22 protein-coding genes are annotated in these 20706 nt (G+C 63.6%); 15 read left to right on the top strand and 7 right to left on the bottom strand.

Going from position 1 to position 20706, the window contains the following annotated elements; translation table 11 throughout:
- Window positions 1-68: 68 nt before the first annotated feature.
- Window positions 69-401: a hypothetical protein gene (locus tag FHS84_RS16480; RefSeq protein WP_166936344.1), complete on the top strand. Its 333-nt coding sequence runs from the start codon at window positions 69-71 to the stop codon at window positions 399-401.
- Between the two features lie 86 nt (window positions 402-487).
- Here FHS84_RS16480 and FHS84_RS16475 read toward each other — a convergent pair whose 3' ends face one another.
- Both FHS84_RS16475 and FHS84_RS16470 read right to left on the bottom strand, forming a co-directional pair.
- A complete protein-coding gene (locus tag FHS84_RS16475) occupies window positions 488-1180 on the bottom strand; it encodes a PAS domain-containing protein (protein WP_166936342.1) in 693 nt (230 codons plus the stop codon).
- Window positions 1181-1281: 101 nt separating this feature from the next.
- The gene (locus FHS84_RS16470) at window positions 1282-1989 is read right to left on the bottom strand and encodes a rhomboid family intramembrane serine protease (RefSeq protein WP_166936340.1); all 708 of its coding nucleotides are present in this window, start codon (window positions 1987-1989) and stop codon (window positions 1282-1284) included.
- 157 nt (window positions 1990-2146) lie between these two features.
- Between FHS84_RS16470 and FHS84_RS16465 the strand changes: the two genes are divergently transcribed.
- Complete coding sequence (locus FHS84_RS16465; protein WP_166936338.1) at window positions 2147-3169, top strand: hypothetical protein; 1023 nt, start codon at window positions 2147-2149, stop codon at window positions 3167-3169.
- 6 nt (window positions 3170-3175) lie between these two features.
- Here FHS84_RS16465 and FHS84_RS16460 read toward each other — a convergent pair whose 3' ends face one another.
- The gene (locus tag FHS84_RS16460) at window positions 3176-4177 is read right to left on the bottom strand and encodes a lipid A deacylase LpxR family protein (RefSeq protein ID WP_166936336.1); all 1002 of its coding nucleotides are present in this window, start codon (window positions 4175-4177) and stop codon (window positions 3176-3178) included.
- A 360-nt stretch (window positions 4178-4537) separates the two neighbouring features.
- On the opposite strand from FHS84_RS16460, the gene rplU reads away from it, so the two are divergent.
- From rplU to FHS84_RS16405, 11 genes are all read left to right on the top strand, one after another.
- On the top strand, window positions 4538-4846 hold the full coding sequence (gene rplU / locus FHS84_RS16455; protein ID WP_166936334.1) for a 50S ribosomal protein L21: 309 nt from the start codon (window positions 4538-4540) through the stop codon (window positions 4844-4846).
- 12 nt (window positions 4847-4858) lie between these two features.
- Window positions 4859-5137 carry a 50S ribosomal protein L27 gene (gene rpmA, locus FHS84_RS16450; RefSeq protein ID WP_166936332.1) on the top strand — a complete coding sequence of 93 codons (279 nt, stop codon included), beginning with the start codon at window positions 4859-4861 and terminating at the stop codon, window positions 5135-5137.
- A 145-nt stretch (window positions 5138-5282) separates the two neighbouring features.
- Window positions 5283-5852: a GNAT family N-acetyltransferase gene (locus tag FHS84_RS16445; protein WP_166936330.1), complete on the top strand. Its 570-nt coding sequence runs from the start codon at window positions 5283-5285 to the stop codon at window positions 5850-5852.
- 3 nt (window positions 5853-5855) lie between these two features.
- Window positions 5856-6398: a GNAT family N-acetyltransferase gene (locus FHS84_RS16440; RefSeq protein WP_166936328.1), complete on the top strand. Its 543-nt coding sequence runs from the start codon at window positions 5856-5858 to the stop codon at window positions 6396-6398.
- A 55-nt stretch (window positions 6399-6453) separates the two neighbouring features.
- Entirely contained in the window at window positions 6454-7491 is a 1038-nt protein-coding gene (gene obgE, locus FHS84_RS16435) for a GTPase ObgE (RefSeq protein WP_166936326.1), read from the top strand.
- Window positions 7488-8615: a glutamate 5-kinase gene (gene proB / locus FHS84_RS16430; protein ID WP_166936324.1), complete on the top strand. Its 1128-nt coding sequence runs from the start codon at window positions 7488-7490 to the stop codon at window positions 8613-8615. The genes obgE and proB overlap by 4 nt, the downstream gene beginning before the upstream one ends.
- On the top strand, window positions 8612-9877 hold the full coding sequence (locus FHS84_RS16425; protein WP_208393918.1) for a glutamate-5-semialdehyde dehydrogenase: 1266 nt from the start codon (window positions 8612-8614) through the stop codon (window positions 9875-9877). Before proB ends, FHS84_RS16425 begins: the two co-directional genes overlap by 4 nt.
- Complete coding sequence (gene nadD, locus FHS84_RS16420; protein WP_166936322.1) at window positions 9877-10446, top strand: nicotinate (nicotinamide) nucleotide adenylyltransferase; 570 nt, start codon at window positions 9877-9879, stop codon at window positions 10444-10446. The genes FHS84_RS16425 and nadD overlap by 1 nt, the downstream gene beginning before the upstream one ends.
- Window positions 10447-10535: 89 nt before the next feature.
- The gene (rsfS, locus tag FHS84_RS16415) at window positions 10536-11003 is read left to right on the top strand and encodes a ribosome silencing factor (RefSeq protein ID WP_341801840.1); all 468 of its coding nucleotides are present in this window, start codon (window positions 10536-10538) and stop codon (window positions 11001-11003) included.
- A 1-nt stretch (window position 11004) separates the two neighbouring features.
- Complete coding sequence (rlmH, locus tag FHS84_RS16410) at window positions 11005-11487, top strand: 23S rRNA (pseudouridine(1915)-N(3))-methyltransferase RlmH (protein ID WP_166936320.1); 483 nt, start codon at window positions 11005-11007, stop codon at window positions 11485-11487.
- Between the two features lie 66 nt (window positions 11488-11553).
- Complete coding sequence (locus FHS84_RS16405) at window positions 11554-12015, top strand: flagellar assembly protein FliX (RefSeq protein WP_166936318.1); 462 nt, start codon at window positions 11554-11556, stop codon at window positions 12013-12015.
- 17 nt (window positions 12016-12032) lie between these two features.
- Here FHS84_RS16405 and FHS84_RS16400 read toward each other — a convergent pair whose 3' ends face one another.
- From FHS84_RS16400 to FHS84_RS16390, 3 genes are all read right to left on the bottom strand, one after another.
- A complete protein-coding gene (locus tag FHS84_RS16400; protein ID WP_166936316.1) occupies window positions 12033-12611 on the bottom strand; it encodes a TMEM175 family protein in 579 nt (192 codons plus the stop codon).
- 157 nt (window positions 12612-12768) lie between these two features.
- Window positions 12769-14028: a 2-oxoglutarate dehydrogenase complex dihydrolipoyllysine-residue succinyltransferase gene (odhB, locus tag FHS84_RS16395; RefSeq protein ID WP_166936314.1), complete on the bottom strand. Its 1260-nt coding sequence runs from the start codon at window positions 14026-14028 to the stop codon at window positions 12769-12771.
- Window positions 14025-16937 carry a 2-oxoglutarate dehydrogenase E1 component gene (locus FHS84_RS16390; RefSeq protein WP_166936312.1) on the bottom strand — a complete coding sequence of 971 codons (2913 nt, stop codon included), beginning with the start codon at window positions 16935-16937 and terminating at the stop codon, window positions 14025-14027. Before FHS84_RS16390 ends, odhB begins: the two co-directional genes overlap by 4 nt.
- 131 nt (window positions 16938-17068) lie before the next feature.
- Between FHS84_RS16390 and FHS84_RS16385 the strand changes: the two genes are divergently transcribed.
- Both FHS84_RS16385 and FHS84_RS16380 read left to right on the top strand, forming a co-directional pair.
- Entirely contained in the window at window positions 17069-18235 is a 1167-nt protein-coding gene (locus FHS84_RS16385) for an acyltransferase family protein (RefSeq protein ID WP_166936310.1), read from the top strand.
- A 56-nt stretch (window positions 18236-18291) separates the two neighbouring features.
- Window positions 18292-19821 (top strand): S41 family peptidase, encoded by a 1530-nt coding sequence (locus tag FHS84_RS16380; RefSeq protein WP_166936308.1) that lies wholly within the window; start codon window positions 18292-18294, stop codon window positions 19819-19821.
- On the opposite strand, the gene sucD is transcribed toward FHS84_RS16380, so the two are convergent.
- Entirely contained in the window at window positions 19818-20696 is an 879-nt protein-coding gene (gene sucD, locus FHS84_RS16375) for a succinate--CoA ligase subunit alpha (RefSeq protein ID WP_166936307.1), read from the bottom strand. The two genes, FHS84_RS16380 and sucD, sit on opposite strands and share 4 nt — an antisense overlap.
- Between the last annotated feature and the right edge of the window lie 10 nt (window positions 20697-20706).

The raw sequence follows: 20706 nt of genomic DNA, 5'->3' as shown, positions 1-20706 counted from the left end.
TTTCACCGACTGTCTTGACCGGGCCGAAGCCGCTTCCGCAACTGGGCTGCAAGGCGTAAGCTTAATCCATGAACCGGACCCTCGCCGCCTTGAGCCTTGCCGCCGTCTTCGCGTTGCCCGCGGGCGCACAGACCTTGCGCTATCCCGTCAAGACGGTCGATTTCGACATCTGGTGCACCGAAATCCAACGCCTGTCCTGGCAGCGCTGCGATGAACGGCGCAAGGACGACGTGACCAAGTTCGAGGCCTACCGTCACACCGTCGAGAAGTACGAAATTCCGTATCTGCGGAACAAAGAGAACGTGATCCACTTCGACGACGCGATCTTCGGCTACGACCCCGTCGACAAGCGGCCCGACTCCACCGTCGCCCGGCCGCCAAGCCCGGTCGCAGGAGAATAAAAGAAAGGCCGGGATCGCTCCCGGCCTTCAGTTTATCCAAGCATCAACGGGTGTCCGGAAAAGGTCCCCACCTTCCGGACAATGTTTCAGTACTCGACCCAGGCTTCGACCGGCTCGGGCCCGAATACCTGGAACATGCGCTCCGTCTTGGTGGCGGTGCGGAAATTCGAATTGGCCGGACGATCGTGGCTCACCACCAAACGCAGGTGCGGCGCGCGCGGATGGCTGCGGAACACCGGCGGCGGCGGGGGCGGCGGCAGAGTCGTGTTGGTCATGCTGTAGGGATCGTCCTCGCGGATGATCTGGCTGGCGGCGAGACGCTGGAAGGCGATCGGGCGGCCGTGAAGCTGGCTCATGTCCGACAGGATCTGGATCATGCCGAGGAAACGGGTCGGGCCGTTCTCGCCGAACTTGATCGGCAGCAGCACGGTTTCGAGTTCGACCATGCCGCAGTCGGCGGTGGCGCCGATCGAGGTCAGGCACACCGGCTGCTTGAGATGCAGCGCCTGCTGCAACAGCGAGCCGAGCGCCATCGAGGATTGGGCTTCCCAGTGGGCGAGGAACCCGGTGCCCTTGAGCTCGAAGCCGAAGCGTTCGCACATCGCGGTGCCGGCCAGGCGGTAGATCGGGCGGTTGGGGTTCTCGGCGTCCAGGATGAAGACGAACGGAAGAAGGCGCTTGATCGAGCGAGGATCGATATCGGTTTGATCCGGAACGTCACGCCCAGCGCGGAGCCGCGACCAATACCCGACCAGCAAATGGCTATTCTTGTGTTTCATAACCTGATGCCTTCCTCGCTAGCGGGCCGTTCCCAGTTCGGAACAGCTTCTCGCCGCTCGGAAGGACACACAGCGAAAGCCGTGCCACCCGCGTCTCGGGGTCAGTTATTCCAAGGTCCGCGGCGAATGTGGGGGCCGAAGAACGGCACGGTGGAGGATTTGAAGAACGGCGTCAGCACGATGCCGGCCGCGAATCCGCCGACATGAGCCCACCAGGCGATACCGCTGGTATCGGGGCCGGTCAGCGCCAGAAGCTGCATCGCGAACCACACACCCACCACCCATACCGCGTTGATCCGGAAGGGATAAAGGATGATGAGCAGAGGCACGAGCACGGTCACGCGGGCGCGCGGATAAAGCAGCATATAAGCGCCCAGGGCACCGGAAATCGCCCCCGACGCGCCCACCATCGGCTGTACCGACGAGGGATCCATGAACGCCATGGTCAATGCCGCCGCCACGCCGGAGAGCAGATAAAACACCAGGAAACGGGCGTGTCCCATGGCGTCTTCGATGTTGTTGCCGAAGATCCAGAGGTACAGCATGTTGCCGATCAGGTGCAGCACGCCGCCGTGCAGGAACATGGCGGTGAAAATCGAGACGATCGCCGGCACCGCCGGGATTCCGGTTGCCTCGAATTGGGGCGACATCAGCGTCGACGGCGTGAAGCCGTAATGCAGCATGAAATCGCCATAGGCATCGCCCTGGAGGTGAAACTGCCAAGCGTAGACGCCGACGCACGCGAGAATCAGCGCGCCCGTTACATAGGGCGTCAGCTTGGTCGGGTTTTCGTCCGAGATCGGGATCATGCCGCTTCCCCCGTCCGGGCCGGGCCGGGCGTTGTTCCGATTTGAACCAGCGATTGCGGCTTTCGCAAGACGGGAAGTGGCATGGATCGTGAAGCGAGGTCGGCGGTCATTCAGTTGTTCCAGGCCCCGTGGGCCGGGACACCGACGGAGCTATAGCATGTCGCCCAGGCCTTTGAAGTTGGCTGCTGCCGCACTGGTCACTACCGCCCTCACCGTCCTCCCGCTCGGGTCGGCGGCCCAAGCCGGCGGCCTTCCGCAGGTCAGCACGGGCAAGACGAACTGCGCGCCGGCCTGCTCGAGCGGATGCGGCGGCGGCGTCACCATCGTCAAGCCGGTGACGATCAACAAGAACGTCAATATCTACAAGCCGGTGACGATCAACAAAGACGTCAACATCTATAAGCCTGTGACGATCGACAAGAGCGTGACCATCAACAAGCCGATCACGATCGACAAGTCGATCAACATCACCAAGAACATCGACGCTTCGAAGAACATCAATATCAACAAGACGATCATCATCAACAAAGGCGGCGGGGCCGAAGCCTCGGCGTGGGCCGCGGCATGGGCGCAGGCGAGCGCGAATGCCAGCGCTAGTGCGAGCGCGTCGACCAACATCGTGATCTATTCCGGCTACAACGAATACATCACCGTCAACAACAAGATCGGCGGCGGCGGCGAGATCGGCGCGGCGGCGATTTCCACCGTGCATGGCGGCGCCTGCGAGATGCAGGACGCGACCGTCATCAAGGCGGTGCATGCGGTGTGCGTGTCGCCCGACGGCCGCGAATTCCCGGCCTCGCACATGACCGGCGACACATGGATCGATTCCGGCTTCGAAGGCGAAGTCCTGCGCTGCATTCCGGGTTCGCACCTGAAAGTCACGCTCGGCGACGTTTCCCAGTCCGATCAGGGCATGGCCGGCACGTTTGCGAACGGAGCCTCGCTCGAATGCGCCCCGAACGAAGCACTGCGCCACTTCAAGGACGGCATGCTGAAATGCGTGCCCAAGCTCCCGGTCAAGGACTGCACCGAGCGCACCAACCTGCGCCGCTGGGGCACCGGCGACGTGTTCTTCTCGTTCCGCACCAAGGTCTGCGCACCGGGAAAGACCACCACGGCGCAGCGCGAACTGGAACTGAGCGGCATGAGCCTCACCGGCGGCGTGGGCGATCAGTGAGCGTCGCTAGAGCCTGAAGCTCACATTCACCGCGCCGAATTGGGACGACTTGTCTTGCGTCTTGTACTCGCGGGTGCGGAAGACGTGGGTGAAAGCGACGCGCACGCCTGAGAGCGTCATCGCGGCACCGAGGGTGAGATCGCCGACGGCCCAATACTTGTCGACCGAAGGACTGTCGCGCCAGGTATTGCCGTCGAGGAAAATGTTGCGCGCGACCGCCCGCCCGTCGACACCGGCAAAGGCATAAAGGCTGAAACCGCCGTTCGGCTCGAAATAACTGGTGCCCGGCAGATTGGGTTCGATCCGCGGCGGCCCGAAATCGTCCGGCAGATTGAAGCCGAGCCGCACCATGGCGCCGGCATTGGCGTAATCGTAGACCGTCCCGACGGCTCCGCCGAAATGCGGTTCGACATCGAGCACCAGCCCCAGCAGCGATTGCGGCGGGATGAGCTTCATACTGCGGTCGTAGGTAACGTTGAACGCCGGCTCGTTGTGAAGCTGGTAATGCCAGCCTTTCGGCTTTGTGTCGTCGATGATCGAATGCACCCAGTCCTGGCTCTCTTTGGCGAGCGCCATCGGGCCGACGACGCCGATCTGCACCGAAAGCTGGTCGAGCCGGTCGGGGTTGGCCTCGATCAAACCGAGCGTGGCGTAGAGATAACCGGCGTACGGCCGCTCGGTCGGCAGCGGCACGGCGAGCTCGGTGTGCTTCGGCGTGAAGATCGACTGGCCGAGCGAATAGCTGGTGCGTACCAGCCCGTGATCGGCGAACAGCGGCAGGGCGCGGGCCAGACTCACCATCGCGTCGACGTTCTGGCTCGGCCGCGTCGTGTAGGTCAGTTCGATGCCATTGGTGTAGTCGCGGTCTTCATTGAAGAAGACATCGTTCTCGAAGATCAGCGATAAGGCCGGGGACGGTTCCGCCGCCGCCGACTGTTGCGCCGCGGCCGGGAGTGCCGCTGCCGCAGCGATACCGCACGCGAAAAACACCCGCCGCATCCAAGCCATACCGCCGTCCGCTCTCGCCTATTGCGATGCAATAACGCGCGGGATGACGGGTGGATCACTGCGAATGCGGAGGTTTTTTCGATGCCCGCGCCATGTATTGCGACTCTCTCGCAATAAGCCGGCCCGACGGGCCGCCGCGCTCCCCTTCCGTTCGCTTCCTCGTCCCTCTTTGGCCCTTCCGGGGTTCTCCAAATTTTCCTATGTTCACAGCGGTGGGGCCGGGCCCTAACAGCCTGAGGCGATTGGATACAGGAATCTGTCGCCGCCGACCTTGACCCTTGGGTTTTGGTGCGTATATTGCGCCGCTCCCTGGGAAACCCCTCGTTTCCCGGAAAACACATTTATTCAGGGACTTAGCTCATGTTCGCGGTAGTCCGCACGGGCGGCAAGCAGTACAAGGTGGCCAAGGACGACGTCCTGTCCATCGAAAAAGTCGCAGGCGAGGTCGGCGCCGAACTGAAACTCGGCGAAGTCCTTCTCATCGGCGGCGAGACCGTCAAGACCGGCGCTCCGCTGGTCGAAGGCGCCTCGGTTACGGCCGAAATCCTCGCGCAGGGCAAAGGCGAGAAGGTGGTGGCGTTCAAGAAGAAGCGCCGCAAGAATACCCACCGCAAGCGCGGTCATCGCCAGTGCTTTACTGAAATCAAGATCACGGCCATCTCGGCTTAAGGAGTTCGACCCATGGCACATAAGAAAGCAGGCGGTTCATCCCGCAACGGTCGCGACTCAGCCGGTCAGCGCCTTGGCGTCAAAGTGTTCGGTGGCGAAGCCATTGCCGCCGGCAACGTGATTATTCGTCAGCGCGGCACCCAGTTCCATCCCGGCAAGAACGTCGGCATGGGCAAGGATCACACCCTTTTCGCGCTTTCGGACGGTCATGTGGCCTTCAAGAAGGGCTTCAAGCGCCGCACGTTCGTATCGGTGATGCCGGCGACGGCCACGAAGCAAGCGGCGGAATAGGCGGCTGAAGACATAGGCCGCCACGAATTGGCGGCCCATTGAGGCAAGGGAGATGGTCCGCCATCTCCCTTTTTTGTTTTCCCTTGCACCGGAGCGTCGGACGGCAATGAGGACCGTGCGGCGCCCCAAAACCGAGGGAAGTGTCATGCCGAGTTTTGAAACCGAGCGCCTGATCCTGCGTGCTCCCGAAGCCTCCGATGCGAGCGCCGTTGCGCGCTGGCTCGGCGACTACGAAGTGGCCCGCAACATGGCGACGATCGCGCACCCCTTCACCGAGGACGATGCGACGGCTCTCATTGCCAAGGCGGCCGAAGGGCTTGCCAAGGGCGAGGCCTATGCGTTCGCGGTGGAGCACAAGCAGACGCGCGAGCTGCTCGGCATGGTGACGCTGACCTTGAGCGAGGGCTTCTACAAGCTCTCCTACTGGTTCGGACGGCCCTATTGGGGCTTCGGCTATGCCAGCGAGGCGGCGCGCAAGATCGTTGCCTTCGCGTTCAATACGCTGAAGGCGGAAACCGTGCTGGCCAGTTGGTTCGACGGCAATCCGGGCTCGGAACGCGTGCTGGAAAAGCTGGGATTCGCGCCGGTGGCCGATTACCGGCGGGAAAATCTCGCCCGCGGCAGCCTCGCCTGGTGCCATCGCATGGCGCTCCATCGCGAGAATTTCGGCCGCAAGCGGAGCGGTCGGCTTCAACGCGAACTGGTGGAGGCCTGAGCCATGATCGCGCTGGAAACCGAGCGCCTGGAATTGCGCCCTCCCGTCCCGGAAGACGCCGCCTTCTTCGTGGAGGCCCTGGCCGATTATGAGGTCTCGCGGCAGCTTGCGACCGCCCCGCACCCCTATACGGAGGCGGACGCCAAGGCCTTTATCGAGATCGTGACCAAGGCTCGCGCCATGGGCGAAGGCTGGGTGTTCACCATCCACACCAAGGCCACCGGCACGCCGGTCGGCTGCTGCGGCGTCCACCTTAAGGACGGCCGCTACGAACTCGGCTATTGGATCGCCAAGCCCTATTGGGGCCGCGGTTTTGCCACTGAAGCCGCGCATAGACTGCTGGCGTTCGCCTTCGGGGTCGTCCAGGCCGAGGTGGTGGAAGCCGGCTGGTTCCACGACAATCCCGCCTCCGGCCGGGTTCTGGCCCGGCTGGGGTTCGAAGCCGACCACGTCGAATCCTGGCCCAGCCGGGCCAGGGGCGAGACGGTCCTGTGCAACCGGGCGATGTTGACGCGCGAGCGTTTCGGGCGAAAAAAGGCGGCCTAGCGCGAGGTCCGCAAACGTGTGAAGCGGTTTCGCACCCGCGCCAAAAGGAACGAAGATGAAATTTCTCGATACCGCCAAGGTCTACATCCAGTCGGGACACGGCGGGAACGGCTGCATCGCCTTCCGGCGCGAGAAGTTCATCGAATTCGGCGGACCCTGGGGCGGCGACGGCGGCAAGGGCGGCGACGTGTGGGCCGAGGCGGTGGAGAATCTCAACACCCTGATCGACTACCGCTATCAGCAGCATATTCGCGCCCAGGCCGGCGAGCCCGGTGCGGGCAAGGACATGCACGGCGCCAACGGCGACGACGCGGTGATGAAAGTCCCGGTCGGCACCCAGATCTTCGAAGAGGACGGCGAGACTCTCATCGCCGATCTGTCGACACCCGGTCAGCGCGTCCAGCTTCTGCGCGGCGGCAATGGCGGCTTCGGCAATACGCGGTTCAAGAGTTCGACCAATCAGGCGCCGCGCTTTGCCAAGCCGGGGCAGCTTGGGGAAGAAAAGACGGTCATCCTCAAGCTGAAGCTGATCGCCGATGCCGGGCTGATCGGCCTGCCGAACGCCGGCAAGTCGACATTTCTTTCGCGCGTCTCCGAAGCCCGGCCCAAGATTGCCGATTATCCGTTCACGACGCTGGCGCCGCAGCTCGGCGTCGTGCGTGTCGACACCACCGATTTCGTCCTCGCCGACCTGCCCGGCCTGATCGAAGGGGCGCACGAAGGCGTCGGCCTCGGCGACAAGTTTCTCGGCCATGCCGAACGCTGCAATGCCATCCTGCATCTGATCGACGGCACCGAAAGCGAGATCGTCAAGGCATACAAGACCATCCGCGACGAAATCGAAGCGTATGGCCAAGGTCTCGCCGACAAGCCGGAGATCGTCGCCCTCAACAAAGTCGATGCCATTCCGCAAGCGGCGCTGACCAAGAAGCTCGCGTCGCTCAAGAAGGCGTGCGGTCACGACGTGTTCGCGATCTCCGGCGTATCCGGCGACGGCGTTCCCGAAGTGCTGCGCGCGCTCGCCAAGTTGGTCGGCAAGAAACGCACCGCCGACAAAAAGGCGAAAGAGCCCAAGCGCGAGTGGCGGCCGTGACCGATCTTCTTTCCTCCGCCCGCCTGATCGTCATCAAGGTCGGATCGTCACTGCTGGTCGACACCGTGACGGGTTCGGTGCGCCGCGAATGGTTGAAATCGCTCGCCGCGGACATCGCCACTCTGAAGCGCGAAGGCAAGCATGTGGTGCTGGTCTCGTCGGGCGCCATCGCACTCGGCCGACGGGCGCTGAAACTGAAGCCGGGGCCGCTGAGACTCGAAGAAAGCCAGGCGGCCGCCGCCGCAGGACAAGTTCGTTTGGCGGGCGCCTGGGCCGAAACGCTGAAGGGCGAAGACATCGCCGCGGCGCAAGTGTTGTTGATCCTCGACGACACCGAAAACCGCCGCCGTTATCTCAATGCCCGCGCCACGCTGAAGACGCTGATGGAACTCGGCGCCGTGCCGGTCATCAACGAGAACGACACGGTGGCGACCAGCGAAATCCAGTTCGGCGACAACGACCAGCTCGCCGCCCGCGTCGCCTCGATGATGGAAGCCGATTGCCTGATCCTCCTGTCGGACGTCGATGGTCTGTACACGGCCAATCCGAGCCTCGACACAACGGCCGAGCATATTGCCGAAGTTCCCGCGATCACGGCGGAGATCGAAGCCATGGCGGGCGGATCGGTATCCGGTCTCGGCCGCGGCGGCATGACCTCGAAAATCATCGCCGCCAAGATCGCCATCTCGGCCGGCTCCGACGTGATCATCGCCAAAGGCAAGACACTGAATCCGATCGCCGCGATCCGCTCGGGCGCGGCGCGTTCGACCCGCTTCTTCGCCTGCGAAAGCCCGGCAGCAGCCCGCAAGCGCTGGATCGGCGGCGTGCTCCATCCCCAAGGCGCCCTCATCATCGATGACGGCGCGGTCAAGGCGCTGCTCTCGGGCTCCAGCCTTCTGCCGATCGGCATCCGCCAGATCGACGGCCGCTTCGAACGCGGCGATCCGGTGGCGGTGCTCGATCAGCAGGGCCACGAAATCGCCCGCGGTCTCGTTGCCTACAACGCCGCCGATGCCGAACGTATCGCCGGCAAGCGCAGCCTCGAGATCGAGGCCATTCTCGGCTATCGTGGCCGCGATGAGATGATCCATCGCGACGACCTCACTTTGATGGTGGACGCATGAGCGACGATCTGAGCCTTCAAATGAACGCCCTCGGTGCCGCCGCGCGCGTAGCCGCCCGCGCAATCCGCGAAGCCTCGACCGAAGCCAAGAACGCCGCTCTCCTCGCTGCCGCCGCCGCGCTGCGCACGCGCAAAGGCGAGATCCTTGCCGCCAACGACGAGGACATGGCCGCCGCGCGCGAACGCGGATTGTCGAACGCAATGCTCGACCGGCTGATGCTCGACGGCAAGCGCGTCGAAGCCATGGCCCAAGGCGTTGAAGCCATTGCCGCCCTCGCCGATCCGGTCGGTCGCGAACTGGCGCGGTGGACGCGTCCCAACGGACTCGACATCGCCCGCGTCGCGACGCCGATCGGTGTCATCGGCATCATCTATGAAAGCCGCCCGAACGTGACGGCCGATGCGGCCGCGCTGTGCCTGAAATCCGGCAATGCCGTGATCCTGCGCGGCGGATCGGAAAGCGCCCGTTCGTCGGCGGCCATTCTCGCCGCCTTGCGCGAAGGCCTTGCCGATGCCGGCCTGCCGGCCGAAATCGTCCAGTTGGTGCCGACGACGGATCGCGCCGCCGTGGGCCTTCTGCTGCAAGGGTTGAACGGCAGCGTCGATCTCATCATTCCGCGCGGCGGCAAATCGCTGGTCGCCCGCGTGCAAAATGAAGCGCGCGTGCCGGTGCTCGCCCATCTCGAAGGCATCTGCCACACCTACATCGACGCCGCCGCCGATCCCGACAAGGCGCGCGCCGTGACGGTCAACGCCAAGATGCGGCGCACCGGCATCTGTGGCGCCACCGAAACGCTGCTGATCGATCGCGGCGTGGCGAAGGAACTGGTGGTGCAGATTCTCGACGATCTTGCCGCCAAAGGCTGCGAAATCCGCGCCGACGACGCGGTCTGGGCGCTCTATCCCGCTGCCAAGCCGGCGAGCGAAGAGGACTGGCGCACCGAATATCTCGACGCCATCATCTCGGTGAAACTGGTCGACGGCGTCGAAGAAGCCATCGCGCATATCGAGAAATACGGTTCGCACCACACCGAAGCCATCATCACCGAAGACCGGCTGGCGGCCGAGCGCTTCCTCGACGGGATCGACAGCGCCATCGTCTTGTGGAACGCGTCCACCCAGTTCGCCGACGGCGGCGAGTTCGGCATGGGCGCCGAGATCGGCATCGGCACCGGCAAACTGCATGCCCGCGGACCGGTCGGCGTCGAACAGCTTTGCACCTTCAAATACGTGGTGCGCGGCAACGGACAAACCAGACCCTGATGAGCATCCTTCGCCCGCCCGGTCCGGTCGGACAAGGCCTTCGCATCGGCCTGATGGGCGGCTCGTTCAATCCGGCGCACGAAGGCCATCTCTACGTCGCCGAAACCGCGATCCGGCGGCTCGGGCTCGATTACGTCTGGATGCTGGTGGCACCGCAGAATCCATTGAAGCCGGTCGCCGGCATGGCGAGCCTCGAAGATCGCCTCGCCGGAGCGCGAAAACTCGTCGGCAACAACCGCCGCCTGATCGTCACCGGTATCGAACAAGCGATGCGGAGCCGCTACACCGTCGATACCGTCCGGACGATCAAGACCCGGTTCGGCGGTGTCGCGTTCGTCTGGCTGATGGGCAGCGACAATCTGGAACAGTTTCATCGCTGGCGCCGCTGGCGTGCCATTCTGGCGGCCGTGCCGGCCGCGGTGGTGCTGAGGCCCGGCTCGACGCTGGCGCCGCTCAAGGCCAAGGCCAGCCGCATCTGCCCCGGCCGCTTCACTATCATCGACGGCCGCCGCAATTCGGAGAGCGCAACGGCCATCCGGGCGCGATTGGCGAGTGCGTCGGGGGCGTGATACATAGGCCCCCACCGCGCTCAACCGGCGCGCGACCGCAACGGAGAACGACCCTGGTTACGAAGAAGGCGCCTGCCAAGAAGCCGGCCGTGAAGAAAACGGCGGCGAAGAAGACCGTCAAGAAATCCATCAAGAAGACCGTGAAGAAGGTGGCGCCGAAAAAGACGACCGCCAAGAAGCCCGTCGCCGTACCGGTGGAGCAGCCGGAAGTGCTGGCCCGCATTCTCGCCTCGCTCGAAGACGACAAGGCCGAGGAGATCGTGGCGATCAATCTGGCCGGGCGCTCGTCGTTGTGCGACGCCGTCGTGGTGGCGAGCGGACGCTCGTCGCGCCACGTCGCCTCGATCGCCGAGCATCTGGCACGGCGGCTGAAGGAAGCGGGCTACGGCACGCGGCCGATGAACGGCACCCAGCAGGGCGACTGGGCCCTGGTCGATGCCGGCGACGTGATCGTGCACGTCTTCCGCCCCGAAGTGCGCGCTTATTACGACCTCGAAAGCATGTGGAGCGTCGAAGAGCCGAAGCACACGCGGTCCAGAAAACGAGATCGACCGTAAGATGAGACTGACCGTTTTGGCCGTCGGGTTTTCGCGCGGCACCTCGGAAGGGGCGCTGACCGACGACTATATCCATCGCGCCGCCGTCATGGGCCGCAACATGGGATTCCCGGCGGTGACGGTGGAAGAGGTCGCGGTGTCGAAGGCGCGCGATACCAAGACCCGCATGGCCGAGGAAGCCGAAAAGCTGTCGGATCGCGTGCCGGCCGGTGCCCACATCGTCGTGCTGGATGCCAAGGGCAAAGGCATGACGAGCGAGGACTTCGCCGAAATGCTGGGCGCCTTGCGCGACGCCGGCACCAAGGACCTTGTGTTCGTGATCGGCGGGCCCGACGGCCTCGCCCCCCTGCCGGGCAAGCGCGCCGGACGCAGCCTTGCCTTCGGGCCGCAAACCTGGCCGCACCTCCTGGTCCGCGCCATGCTGTCCGAGCAGGTGTACCGCGCCCTGACCATTCTGGCCGGCCATCCCTACCACCGCGCGTAACGGTTAGCCCCCGGCGCAGCGGTTGTTTTCCTAAACCAAGCCTTAACCAGACTCTGCGATGCTGTGATGTCGCAGAAGGCGAGCAAGGCGATGGAAGTCAACGGCCCAGGTAAAGTCGATCGTACCAGCGGTGTCCGCCGCAGTGCCAAACCCTCGGGGGCGGCAGGCGGCAGCACGTTCACGGTATCGAGCGCGCCCGAAGAGCCGCATGCCGCCATGGTGGCTGGTCCAGGACCGATCGCCGCACTGGATTCCATCCTCGCCCTTCAAGGTCTCGAAGATTCGACCGACGGCCGGTCCCGCGGCCTCAAACACGGCGAACAGCTGCTCGACATGCTGGATCAGGTGCGCGACGGCCTCCTCGCCGGCGGCATTCCGCGCGCCACGCTCAACCGCCTCGCCAACGCCGTCAGCCGCCGCCACGAACAATTCGCCGATCCACGCCTGCAAAGCGTGCTCGACGAAATCGAGCTGCGCGCCCACGTCGAACTCGCCAAGCTCGAGATGCTGGACAAGCGACTGGGCTAACGCCGGCATTTCATGCCCTATTCTTCCGGCAGCACCCGCTCGATGCGGCGGTCGGGGATCAGCCACATCAAGGCCACAGCGGCATAGAGAGTCTGCGCCGCCCAAGGCGCGACGAACGCCAGTCCGATGCCCAGCGCATAGGCCACCAAAGAGAGCTTGCCCTTGAGATCGCGGCCGATGGCGCGAGCAAGGAGCGAGGTCTTGCCGTCGGAGCGGATGATCGCCGCCTCCAGAATGGAATAGGCTGCGGCGGCCAGGAGCAACACGACGCCATAAAGGGCGACCGGCATCGCCGCGGTGTGATTCTCGCCCATCCAGCCGGTCACGAAGGGCAGCAGCGACAGCCAGAACAGCAGATGCAGATTGGCCCACAAAATCCCGCCGCTGACCCGGCGCAACGTGTGCAGCAGGTGATGGTGATTGTTCCAATAGATGCCGACGTAAATGAAGCTGAGACCGTAGTTCAGGAAAATAGGCACGAGCTTATGGAGGGCGGCAAGCGTGTCGCCCTCGGGGATATGCAGCTCCAGCACCATGATCGTGATGATGATCGCTAGAACGCCATCACTGAACGCTTCCAGCCGTGACTTTCCCATCGGGCCCTCGGACGCTACGCCGCCGTGATGATGGCAGAGAATTTCGCTGGCTGGCGATCAGAATTGGCGGCCGAGGCCCTGCTCCGATGCGGAGGTCTGACACTGCGTGCCAGCCGCGAAGCATTAGTGCCGTGTCCCCGGCTGCGCCGAATGAGGTTTAAATCTCCAGCAACAGCCGCTGCGGGTCTTCGATCGCCTCTTTCACCTTGACCAGGAACGTCACGGCCTCCTTGCCGTCGACGATGCGGTGGTCGTAGCTGAGCGCCACATACATCATCGGGCGGATGACGATATTGTTGCCGTCGGCAATCGGGCGTGGCTGGATCTTGTGCATGCCGAGAATGCCGGACTGCGGCGAGTTCAGGATCGGCGTCGACATCAAGGAGCCGAACACGCCGCCGTTGGTGATCGAGAACGAGCCGCCTTGCAGCTCATCGATCTTCAGCTTGTTGTCGCGGGCCCGCGCGCCGAAGTCGCCAATCGCCGCTTCCACGCCGGCGAGCGACAGTTGATCGGCATCGCGCAGCACCGGCACCACCAGACCGCGTTCGGTCGAGACCGCAACGCCGATGTCGTAATAGTTCTTGTAGACGATATCGTCGCCTTCGATCTCGGCATTGATCGACGGGATATCCTTCAGCGCCGCGATGCACGCCTTCACGAAGAAGCCCATGAAGCCGAGCTTGACCTTGTGTTTCTTCTCGAAGCTGTCCTTGTACTGAGACCGCAGCGCCATGACATGGCTCATGTCGATCTCATTGAAGGTGGTGAGCTGGGCGGCGGTGTTCTGCGATTCCTTGAGGCGCAGCGCGATGGTTTTGCGCAGCCGCGTCATGGTCACGCGTTCTTCTTGGGTCGCGCGCGGGCGCGGGCCAGCAGAGACCGGCGTTGCCGGTGCAGCGGAACGTTGTTGCGCGCGCGCTTCCAGTTCGGCGAGGACATCGCCTTTGGTGACGCGACCGTCCTTGCCGGTTCCCGCGAGCGCCGCAGCGTTCACATCGTTCTCTTCCGCGACGCGGCGCGCGGCGGGCATAACCGCAGCAGCCGGTTTGGCGGGAGCCGGTGCGGGCGCCGGCGGCGCGGTCACGGGCGCCTTCAGCGCTTCTTTGGGCGGCTCGGCCTGTTGCGGTGCGACCGCATCGGGATTGGAGGACGTCACCGGCGCATGACGGCCTTCGGCGCCTTCGGCAATCGCGCCCAGGATGGCGCCGACCTGAACCGTATCACCCGGCTTGACGGAAATGGTCTGCAACGCGCCGTCGGCGGGCGCCGGCACTTCGACCGTCACCTTGTCGGTTTCGAGTTCCAGCAAAGGCTCGTCGCGGGTGACCGCATCGCCTTCCTTCTTGAACCAGCGCGCGACAGTGGCTTCGGTGACGGACTCGCCCATCGCCGGTACTTTGATCTCGATGCTCATTGATCGTCCTCGGTACGAATCTTGAGGTCGAACCGCATGGCCTCATCCATGATGTAATGCAGTTCGGCCGTATGCTGGCTCATCAGACCGGCCGCCGTGGCGGCGTATTCCGGACGCCCGATGTAGCGCGGCCGTACGCGCCGCCCCAGCTTTTCCATAAGGTACTCGATTCGCTGGCGCACGAAAGTCCAGGCGCCTTGATTGCGCGGCTCTTCCTGTACCCAGACGATTTCCGCGTTGGGGAAGCGCTCCAGCACCTCGCCCAGCGGGCCTTCGGGGAACGGATAAAGCTGCTCCAGGCGCAGCATCTGCACCTGTTGCTGATTGTGCTTTTCGCGCGCATCGACGAGATCGAAATAGACCTTGCCGGAGCACAGGATCACGCGACGGATATCCTCGTCGGGCGCGAGCTGCACGGTCGTGGCGCCGGGCACGCATTCGGCCTGATCGCGGAAGACGCGGTGGAACGACGTGCCGGGGGAGAGATCGTCGAGAAACGAAACGCAGCGCTTGTGACGCAGCAGCGATTTCGGCGTCATCAGCACCAGGGGCTTGCGGAAATTGCGCAGCATCTGGCGGCGCAGCACATGGAAATAGTTCGCCGGCGTGGTCGGATTGCAGACCTGCCAATTGTCCTGGGCGCAAAGCTGCAGATAGCGCTCCAGGCGCGCCGAGGAATGCTCCGGTCCTTGGCCTTCATAGCCGTGCGGCAACAGCATCACGAGGCCGCACATGCGCAGCCACTTCATTTCGCCCGAAGCGATGAACTGGTCGATGATGACCTGGGCGTTGTTGGCGAAATCGCCGAACTGGGCTTCCCACAACACCAGCGCCTTGGGCTCGCTGGTGGCGTAGCCGTATTCGAAGCCGAGCACCGCCGCTTCCGACAAGAGCGAGTCGATCACCTCGAACGGTGCCTGGTCCTTGGCGACATTGGCGAGCGGGATGTAGCGGGCTTCAGTTTCCTGATCGACCAGCACCGAATGGCGCTGGCTGAAGGTGCCGCGGCCGGAATCCTGGCCCGACAGACGGACCGGGAAACCCTCTTTGAGCAGCGTGCCGAACGCCAGCGCTTCCGCGGTCGCCCAGTCGATGCCCTCGCCGGTCTCGAACATGCGCGCCTTGTTCTGCAACTGGCGGGCAACGGTCTTGTGGGCGTTGAAGCCCTCGGGAACGGTGGAGAGCGCCTTGCCGACCTGCAACAGCGCATCCTTGTCGACGCCGGTATCGGCGCGGTGATACGACTTGGGCGCGACCTCGAAACCGGTCCAGTTGGATTGCAGCCAGTCGGCGCGCTCCGGCTTGTGAGCCTTGGACGCCTCGAACTCGGAATCGAGCCGGGCATTGAAGTCTCCGACCATATGCTCAACGTCGGACGCCGCCATGCTCGATTCCGCCACCAGCTTCTTGGCGTAGATTTCGAGCGTGGTCGGATGATCCTTGATGGCGCGATACATCAAGGGCTGGGTGAACGCCGGCTCGTCGGTTTCGTTGTGACCGAACCGCCGGTAGCAGTACATGTCGATCACCACGTCCTTGTGGAACAACTGCCGGAACTCGGTGGCGATGCGCGCGGCATGCACCACGGCTTCGGGATCGTCGCCGTTCACATGGAAGATCGGCGCCTGCACCATCAGGGCGATGTCGGTGCAATAGGCCGACGAACGCGAATACTGCGGCGAGGTGGTGAAGCCGATCTGGTTGTTGATGACGAAATGAATGGTGCCGCCGGTGCGATAGCCGCGCGTGCCCGACATGGCGAAGCACTCGGCGACGATGCCCTGGCCGGCGAACGCCGCATCGCCGTGGAGCAGCATCGGCAGCACGCTGGTACGCGCTTCGGTATCGCCGAGCTGGAACTGCTTCGCGCGGGCTTTGCCGAGCACTACCGGATCGGCCGCTTCGAGGTGCGAAGGATTCGGCGTCAACGTCAGATGCACGTCGTTGCCGTCGAAGGACCGGTCGGAAGAGGCGCCGAGATGGTATTTCACGTCGCCGGTGACTTCGTCGATGCCTTCCGGATTGGCGCTGCCGCCGCGGAATTCGTGGAAGATCTGGCGATAGGATTTCGACAGCACATTGGCGAGCACGTTGAGGCGTCCGCGATGGGCCATGCCGATCACGATCTTCGACACGCCGAGCTGGCCGCCGCGCTTGATGATCTGTTCCAGCGCCGGAATCATCGCCTCGCCGCCGTCGAGCCCGAATCGCTTGGTGCCGAGGAAGCGCAGCGCGCAGAACTTCTCGAAGCCTTCGGCCTCGATCAGCTTGTTGAGAATGGCGCGCTTGCCCGCCGGCGTGAAGGTGATCTCCTTATCGGGACCTTCGATCCGCCGTTGCAACCAGTCCTTCTCTTCGGCGTCGTTGATGTGCATGAACTCGTAGCCGATGCGCCCGCAATAGGTGCGCTTCAGCAAGTCCACCATCTCGCGCGGGGTCGCGCTTTGAAGGCCCAACACGCCGTCGATGAAGACCGGCTTGTCGAGATCGGCATCCTTGAAGCCGTAGAATTTGGGATCGAGCTGCGGATGCGGCGTCTTCGGCGCCAGCCCGAGCGGATCGAGATCGGCTTCGAAATGGCCGATCACGCGATAGGCGCGCACCAGCTGGATGGCGCGGATCGAGGCTTGCGCCGCGGCGCGCACATCTTCGGCGCCGCTCACCGGTGCGGCGATCGGAGCGCCTGCAGTCTTGGCACGGCTTGCCCAGGACGGGGTAGAAGGTCCGCGTGGACCCTCCAGGCCGGCAAAGTACCGCGCCCAGGAAGGATCGACGGAGGCCGGGTCTTCCAGATACTGGGCGTATAGCGATTCGACGAATTCGGCGTTGGCGCCGAACAGGAAGGCGGTTTCCTCGAAAATGGCGTTGGACGCCCGGTTCAACCGCTCAGCAGGGTTTTGGCTGGTCATCTCGGGGGAGTTTAGAACTATTCGAATTGAACGGTGTACCGCAATCCCGCGGCAAAAACTACGACTTTCCTCCCGTTCCGGTGGCCATTGGTAACAGAGCGTAAATCCCGGAAGTTGCGAAGGATTTGCAAATGAAGCGGCTCTATTCCCTCGATGCCATTCGTGGTCTGGCGGCGCTGACCATCGTGATTTGGCATTGGCAGCATTTTTTCGCGATGTCCGGCAGTTATCCGCCGGTCTGGCCGCGGGACGCCCAGCCGTTCTTTCACCTGCTGGAGCCGTTCTATCTCGAAGCTTGGGCGGCAGTGGACCTGTTCTTCGCGCTCTCCGGGTTCGTGTTCTTCTGGTTGTACCGGGAGGCGATCCGCGAGCGGAAAGTGGCGGCGGGCAAGTTCGCGCTGTTGCGATTCTCGCGGCTATGGCCGTTGCACGCCTTGATGCTGGTCGCCGTCGCGCTGCTGCAAAGCGCGTTTCACGCCCGCACCGGCACCTACTTCATCTTCCCGGCCGGCGCCTGGGACCGGTTCGTGGCGAACCTGTTCATGGTCCAGCAGTGGGTGCCGCTCAATTTCGACCAGACCTTCAACGGCCCGGCCTGGACGGTATCGGTCGAAGCCGGACTGTACGTGCTGTTTTTCGTGCTCTGCCGCCTCGGTCTCAACGGCTGGAAAAGCGCGGCAGCCGCCGTGGTTGCGGGTCTGCTGCTCTATAGCTGGAATCAGATGATCGGCCGCGGGATGATGGGCTTCTTCTTCGGCGGCGTGGCTTATTTCGCGGTCGAGAAAATCCGCACCCTGAAATCGGCGCGACGGGTGTCGCAGGCGATCGGGCTTCTGTGCCTGGCGGTGTGGGCCCTGGTTGTGATCGAGATCGAATTCGGCCCGCTGCATCAGGCGGTGGAATGGATCACCGATCGGCTGCCCGACGACTGGTACGATCCCGACTACACCAACGTCTATTTCCACATCGCCTATATTCTCACGGCGGTGCCGCTGACCGTAACCGCGCTCGCCTTGAGCGAGACGGTGCTAAACCTGTTTCCGCGCTTCTACAAAAAAACGACCTATCTCGGCGATATATCCTATTCCGTCTACATGCTGCATTTTCCGCTGCAGACGGCGTGCGCGCTGACGGCGCTGAGCATCGGCCTGACGCCGATGGCGTTCATGCACTGGTGGTCGATGCTGGGGTTCTATGCCGTCCTGCTGGTGCTCGCGACGCTGTCGTACCGCTATTACGAAAAGCCGATGCAGAAGTGGATCCGCGGACTGGTGGAGAAGCCCGTCGCCTCGCCGTGATTTGACGACCGCGGAACCAAGGTCGAGAATGCTCCCGTTTTCGGGGGGCATCGAAAATGACCATGCATGGCACGCGCGCGGCAGTCCGCCGGTTCTGCACAGTTCTTCTTCTGATGCTTTGCGGTCCCGCCTGGGGCGGCGACCCGACGCCGAACTATCCGACTGATCCAAAAGGCTGGTCCGATGCCGCGACCAGGGACATCAACGCGGCGTACGCCGTGCTCGTTGAAAATCATCCGGGGGTCTACGACCCGGCCAATCCCGGCTTCCGCGACCTCCTGAAAAAAGCGCAGCAGCAAAGCCTTGCGCTGGCGGCGCAGACCCGTGACGCCGCCGGGTATGCCGCGGCGATTTCGCGCTTCCGCGCCGTGCTCAGCGACGGCCACGCCGGCGTTTTTCCGACGCTCGGCAAGACCGATATCGGCGAACCGACATGGCCGGGTTTCGTCGCGGTGTGGCGCGGCAACGGCCTTTATGTCTTCGGGTCGGAAGCGGACGGGATCGCGCGCGGGGCCAAAGTCGTTTCGTGCGACGGCGTTGCGATCAAGGACCTCATCGTGCGCAATGTCTTCCGTTTCATGGGGCGGGCGGATCAACCCGGTCAGTGGTGGTCGATGGCCGGTCTGATTTTCGCGGATACGAAAAACCCGTTCGTCACCTTACCGAAATCTTGCGTTTTCGAAACCTCCGGCAAGACCTCGACACAGACCCTGGCGTGGCGGCCGGCGGGCCAAAGCGGCAAGACAATGCGCGAATGGTCCAACCAAGGGATCAGAGGAGATGTGCTTGCGCCCGGCATGACCGAGCCGGAACCGGGAATTTTCTGGATCGCGATGCCGACCTTCTCGCTCGACGAGAAAGTCAAAGCCGTCTATGGCGACCTGATCGCGAAGATCACCAGCGATCGCGGCAAACTCCTCGGCGCACGCGCGATCGTGCTCGATTTGCGAGGCAATCACGGCGGCAGTTCGAGCTACAGCCGCGATATCGCCGGAGCCTTGTGGGGCAAAGCCTTGGTCGACGCCGAAATGAAAGCGCATTTCAAGGACGTCGAGATCTGGTGGCGCGCATCGCCCGGCAATACCGAGTATGTGCGCCGCAGCGCCGGCGAAGCCTCTGCCAAGGGCTTCCCCGATATGGCCGCGAGTTGGACGAAAGTCGCTGAGGGAATGCAGGCGGCGCTCGACAAAGGCGACAAATTCTATGTCGCGCGAAATTCCTCCGATGCGAAGCCCTCGACCGCTCCGGCCGAGCCGGCGTTGAAAACGCCGGTTTACGTCATCGTGCCGGGCCAATGTGCCAGCGCCTGCAACGATGCGCTCGACGTCTTCACCCGTTTTCCCAATACTAAACTGATCGGCGCTCCGAGTTCGGCGGATTCGAACTATCTCGAAGTCCGCCTCGAAAAGCTGCCCTCCGGCCTCGCCAGCGTCGTCATTCCCAACAAGGTCTGGGTCCATCGCCCGCGGGCATCCGGCGGCTTCTACAGTCCGGCGATCACGCTGAGCGATCTCGAATGGTCGACGGCCGCGTTTCTGGTCGTCGTGATCCAGGATCTGGCCGAGCGGAAGACACGCGGAGGCTAAACGCCCTTCAGCAGGTCCATCATCGTCGTGCCCAGCGCGGCCGGGTTTGGCGACACGCGGATGCCGGCGGACTTCATCGCCTCGATCTTGGACTCGGCACCACCCTTGCCGCCGGAAATGATCGCGCCGGCATGGCCCATGCGGCGGCCCGGAGGCGCAGTGACGCCGGCAATGAAGCCGACCATCGGCTTTTTCACCTTCGAATGCTTGATGAAATCGGCCGCGTCTTCTTCCGCGGTGCCGCCGATCTCGCCGATCATGACGATGCTTTTGGTCTCCGGATCGGCAAGCAGCATTTCGAGCACGTCGATATGCTCGGTGCCTTTCACCGGATCGCCGCCGATGCCGACGCAAGTCGATTGGCCGAGACCGACCGCGGTCGTCTGCGCCACCGCTTCATAGGTCAGCGTGCCCGAACGCGACACGATGCCGACCGAACCGCGGCGATGGATATGGCCCGGCATGATGCCGATCTTGCACTCGCCCGGCGTGATGACGCCCGGACAATTGGGCCCGATCAGCCGCGACTTGGAGCCGTCGAGGACGCGCTTCACCTTCACCATGTCGATCACCGGGATGCCCTCGGTGATGCAGACGATCAGCGGAATTTCGGCATCGATGGCTTCGAGGATCGCATCGGCAGCAAACGGCGGCGGTACATAGATCACCGAAGCGTCGGCGCCGGTCGCCTCTCGCGCGTCCTTCACCGTATCGAACACCGGCAGACCGAGATGGGTGGTGCCGCCTTTGCCCGGCGAGGTGCCGCCGACCATCTTGGTGCCGTAGGCAATCGCCTGCTCGGAATGAAACGTGCCTTGATTGCCGGTGAAGCCCTGGCAGATCACACGGGTGTTCTTTTCGACAAGAATGGACATGCTCAGGGCT

This window comes from Rhizomicrobium electricum (assembly GCF_011762045.1).
Lineage (GTDB): Bacteria > Pseudomonadota > Alphaproteobacteria > Micropepsales > Micropepsaceae > Rhizomicrobium > Rhizomicrobium electricum.
Note: the sequence above shows the minus strand (reverse complement) of the source record. Positions and strands in the feature narration are given on the sequence as shown.

What these genes read in the sequence shown, in the direction of transcription:
- rplU (WP_166936334.1), top strand. Translation starts at nt 4,538, where the DNA reads ATGTTCGCGGTAGTCCGCACGGGCGGCAAGCAGTACAAGGTGGCCAAG.
- FHS84_RS16390 (WP_166936312.1), bottom strand. Translation starts at nt 16,937, where the DNA reads ATGACCAGCCAAAACCCTGCTGAGCGGTTGAACCGGGCGTCCAACGCC.
- FHS84_RS16470 (WP_166936340.1), bottom strand. Translation starts at nt 1,989, where the DNA reads ATGATCCCGATCTCGGACGAAAACCCGACCAAGCTGACGCCCTATGTA.
- FHS84_RS16465 (WP_166936338.1), top strand. Translation starts at nt 2,147, where the DNA reads ATGTCGCCCAGGCCTTTGAAGTTGGCTGCTGCCGCACTGGTCACTACC.
- FHS84_RS16480 (WP_166936344.1), top strand. Translation starts at nt 69, where the DNA reads ATGAACCGGACCCTCGCCGCCTTGAGCCTTGCCGCCGTCTTCGCGTTG.
- rlmH (WP_166936320.1), top strand. Translation starts at nt 11,005, where the DNA reads ATGAGACTGACCGTTTTGGCCGTCGGGTTTTCGCGCGGCACCTCGGAA.
- FHS84_RS16425 (WP_208393918.1), top strand. Translation starts at nt 8,612, where the DNA reads ATGAGCGACGATCTGAGCCTTCAAATGAACGCCCTCGGTGCCGCCGCG.
- FHS84_RS16445 (WP_166936330.1), top strand. Translation starts at nt 5,283, where the DNA reads ATGCCGAGTTTTGAAACCGAGCGCCTGATCCTGCGTGCTCCCGAAGCC.
- FHS84_RS16440 (WP_166936328.1), top strand. Translation starts at nt 5,856, where the DNA reads ATGATCGCGCTGGAAACCGAGCGCCTGGAATTGCGCCCTCCCGTCCCG.
- FHS84_RS16380 (WP_166936308.1), top strand. Translation starts at nt 18,292, where the DNA reads ATGACCATGCATGGCACGCGCGCGGCAGTCCGCCGGTTCTGCACAGTT.
- FHS84_RS16475 (WP_166936342.1), bottom strand. Translation starts at nt 1,180, where the DNA reads ATGAAACACAAGAATAGCCATTTGCTGGTCGGGTATTGGTCGCGGCTC.
- FHS84_RS16385 (WP_166936310.1), top strand. Translation starts at nt 17,069, where the DNA reads ATGAAGCGGCTCTATTCCCTCGATGCCATTCGTGGTCTGGCGGCGCTG.
- obgE (WP_166936326.1), top strand. Translation starts at nt 6,454, where the DNA reads ATGAAATTTCTCGATACCGCCAAGGTCTACATCCAGTCGGGACACGGC.
- sucD (WP_166936307.1), bottom strand. Translation starts at nt 20,696, where the DNA reads ATGTCCATTCTTGTCGAAAAGAACACCCGTGTGATCTGCCAGGGCTTC.
- nadD (WP_166936322.1), top strand. Translation starts at nt 9,877, where the DNA reads ATGAGCATCCTTCGCCCGCCCGGTCCGGTCGGACAAGGCCTTCGCATC.
- rpmA (WP_166936332.1), top strand. Translation starts at nt 4,859, where the DNA reads ATGGCACATAAGAAAGCAGGCGGTTCATCCCGCAACGGTCGCGACTCA.
- FHS84_RS16405 (WP_166936318.1), top strand. Translation starts at nt 11,554, where the DNA reads ATGTCGCAGAAGGCGAGCAAGGCGATGGAAGTCAACGGCCCAGGTAAA.
- FHS84_RS16400 (WP_166936316.1), bottom strand. Translation starts at nt 12,611, where the DNA reads ATGGGAAAGTCACGGCTGGAAGCGTTCAGTGATGGCGTTCTAGCGATC.
- odhB (WP_166936314.1), bottom strand. Translation starts at nt 14,028, where the DNA reads ATGAGCATCGAGATCAAAGTACCGGCGATGGGCGAGTCCGTCACCGAA.
- FHS84_RS16460 (WP_166936336.1), bottom strand. Translation starts at nt 4,177, where the DNA reads ATGGCTTGGATGCGGCGGGTGTTTTTCGCGTGCGGTATCGCTGCGGCA.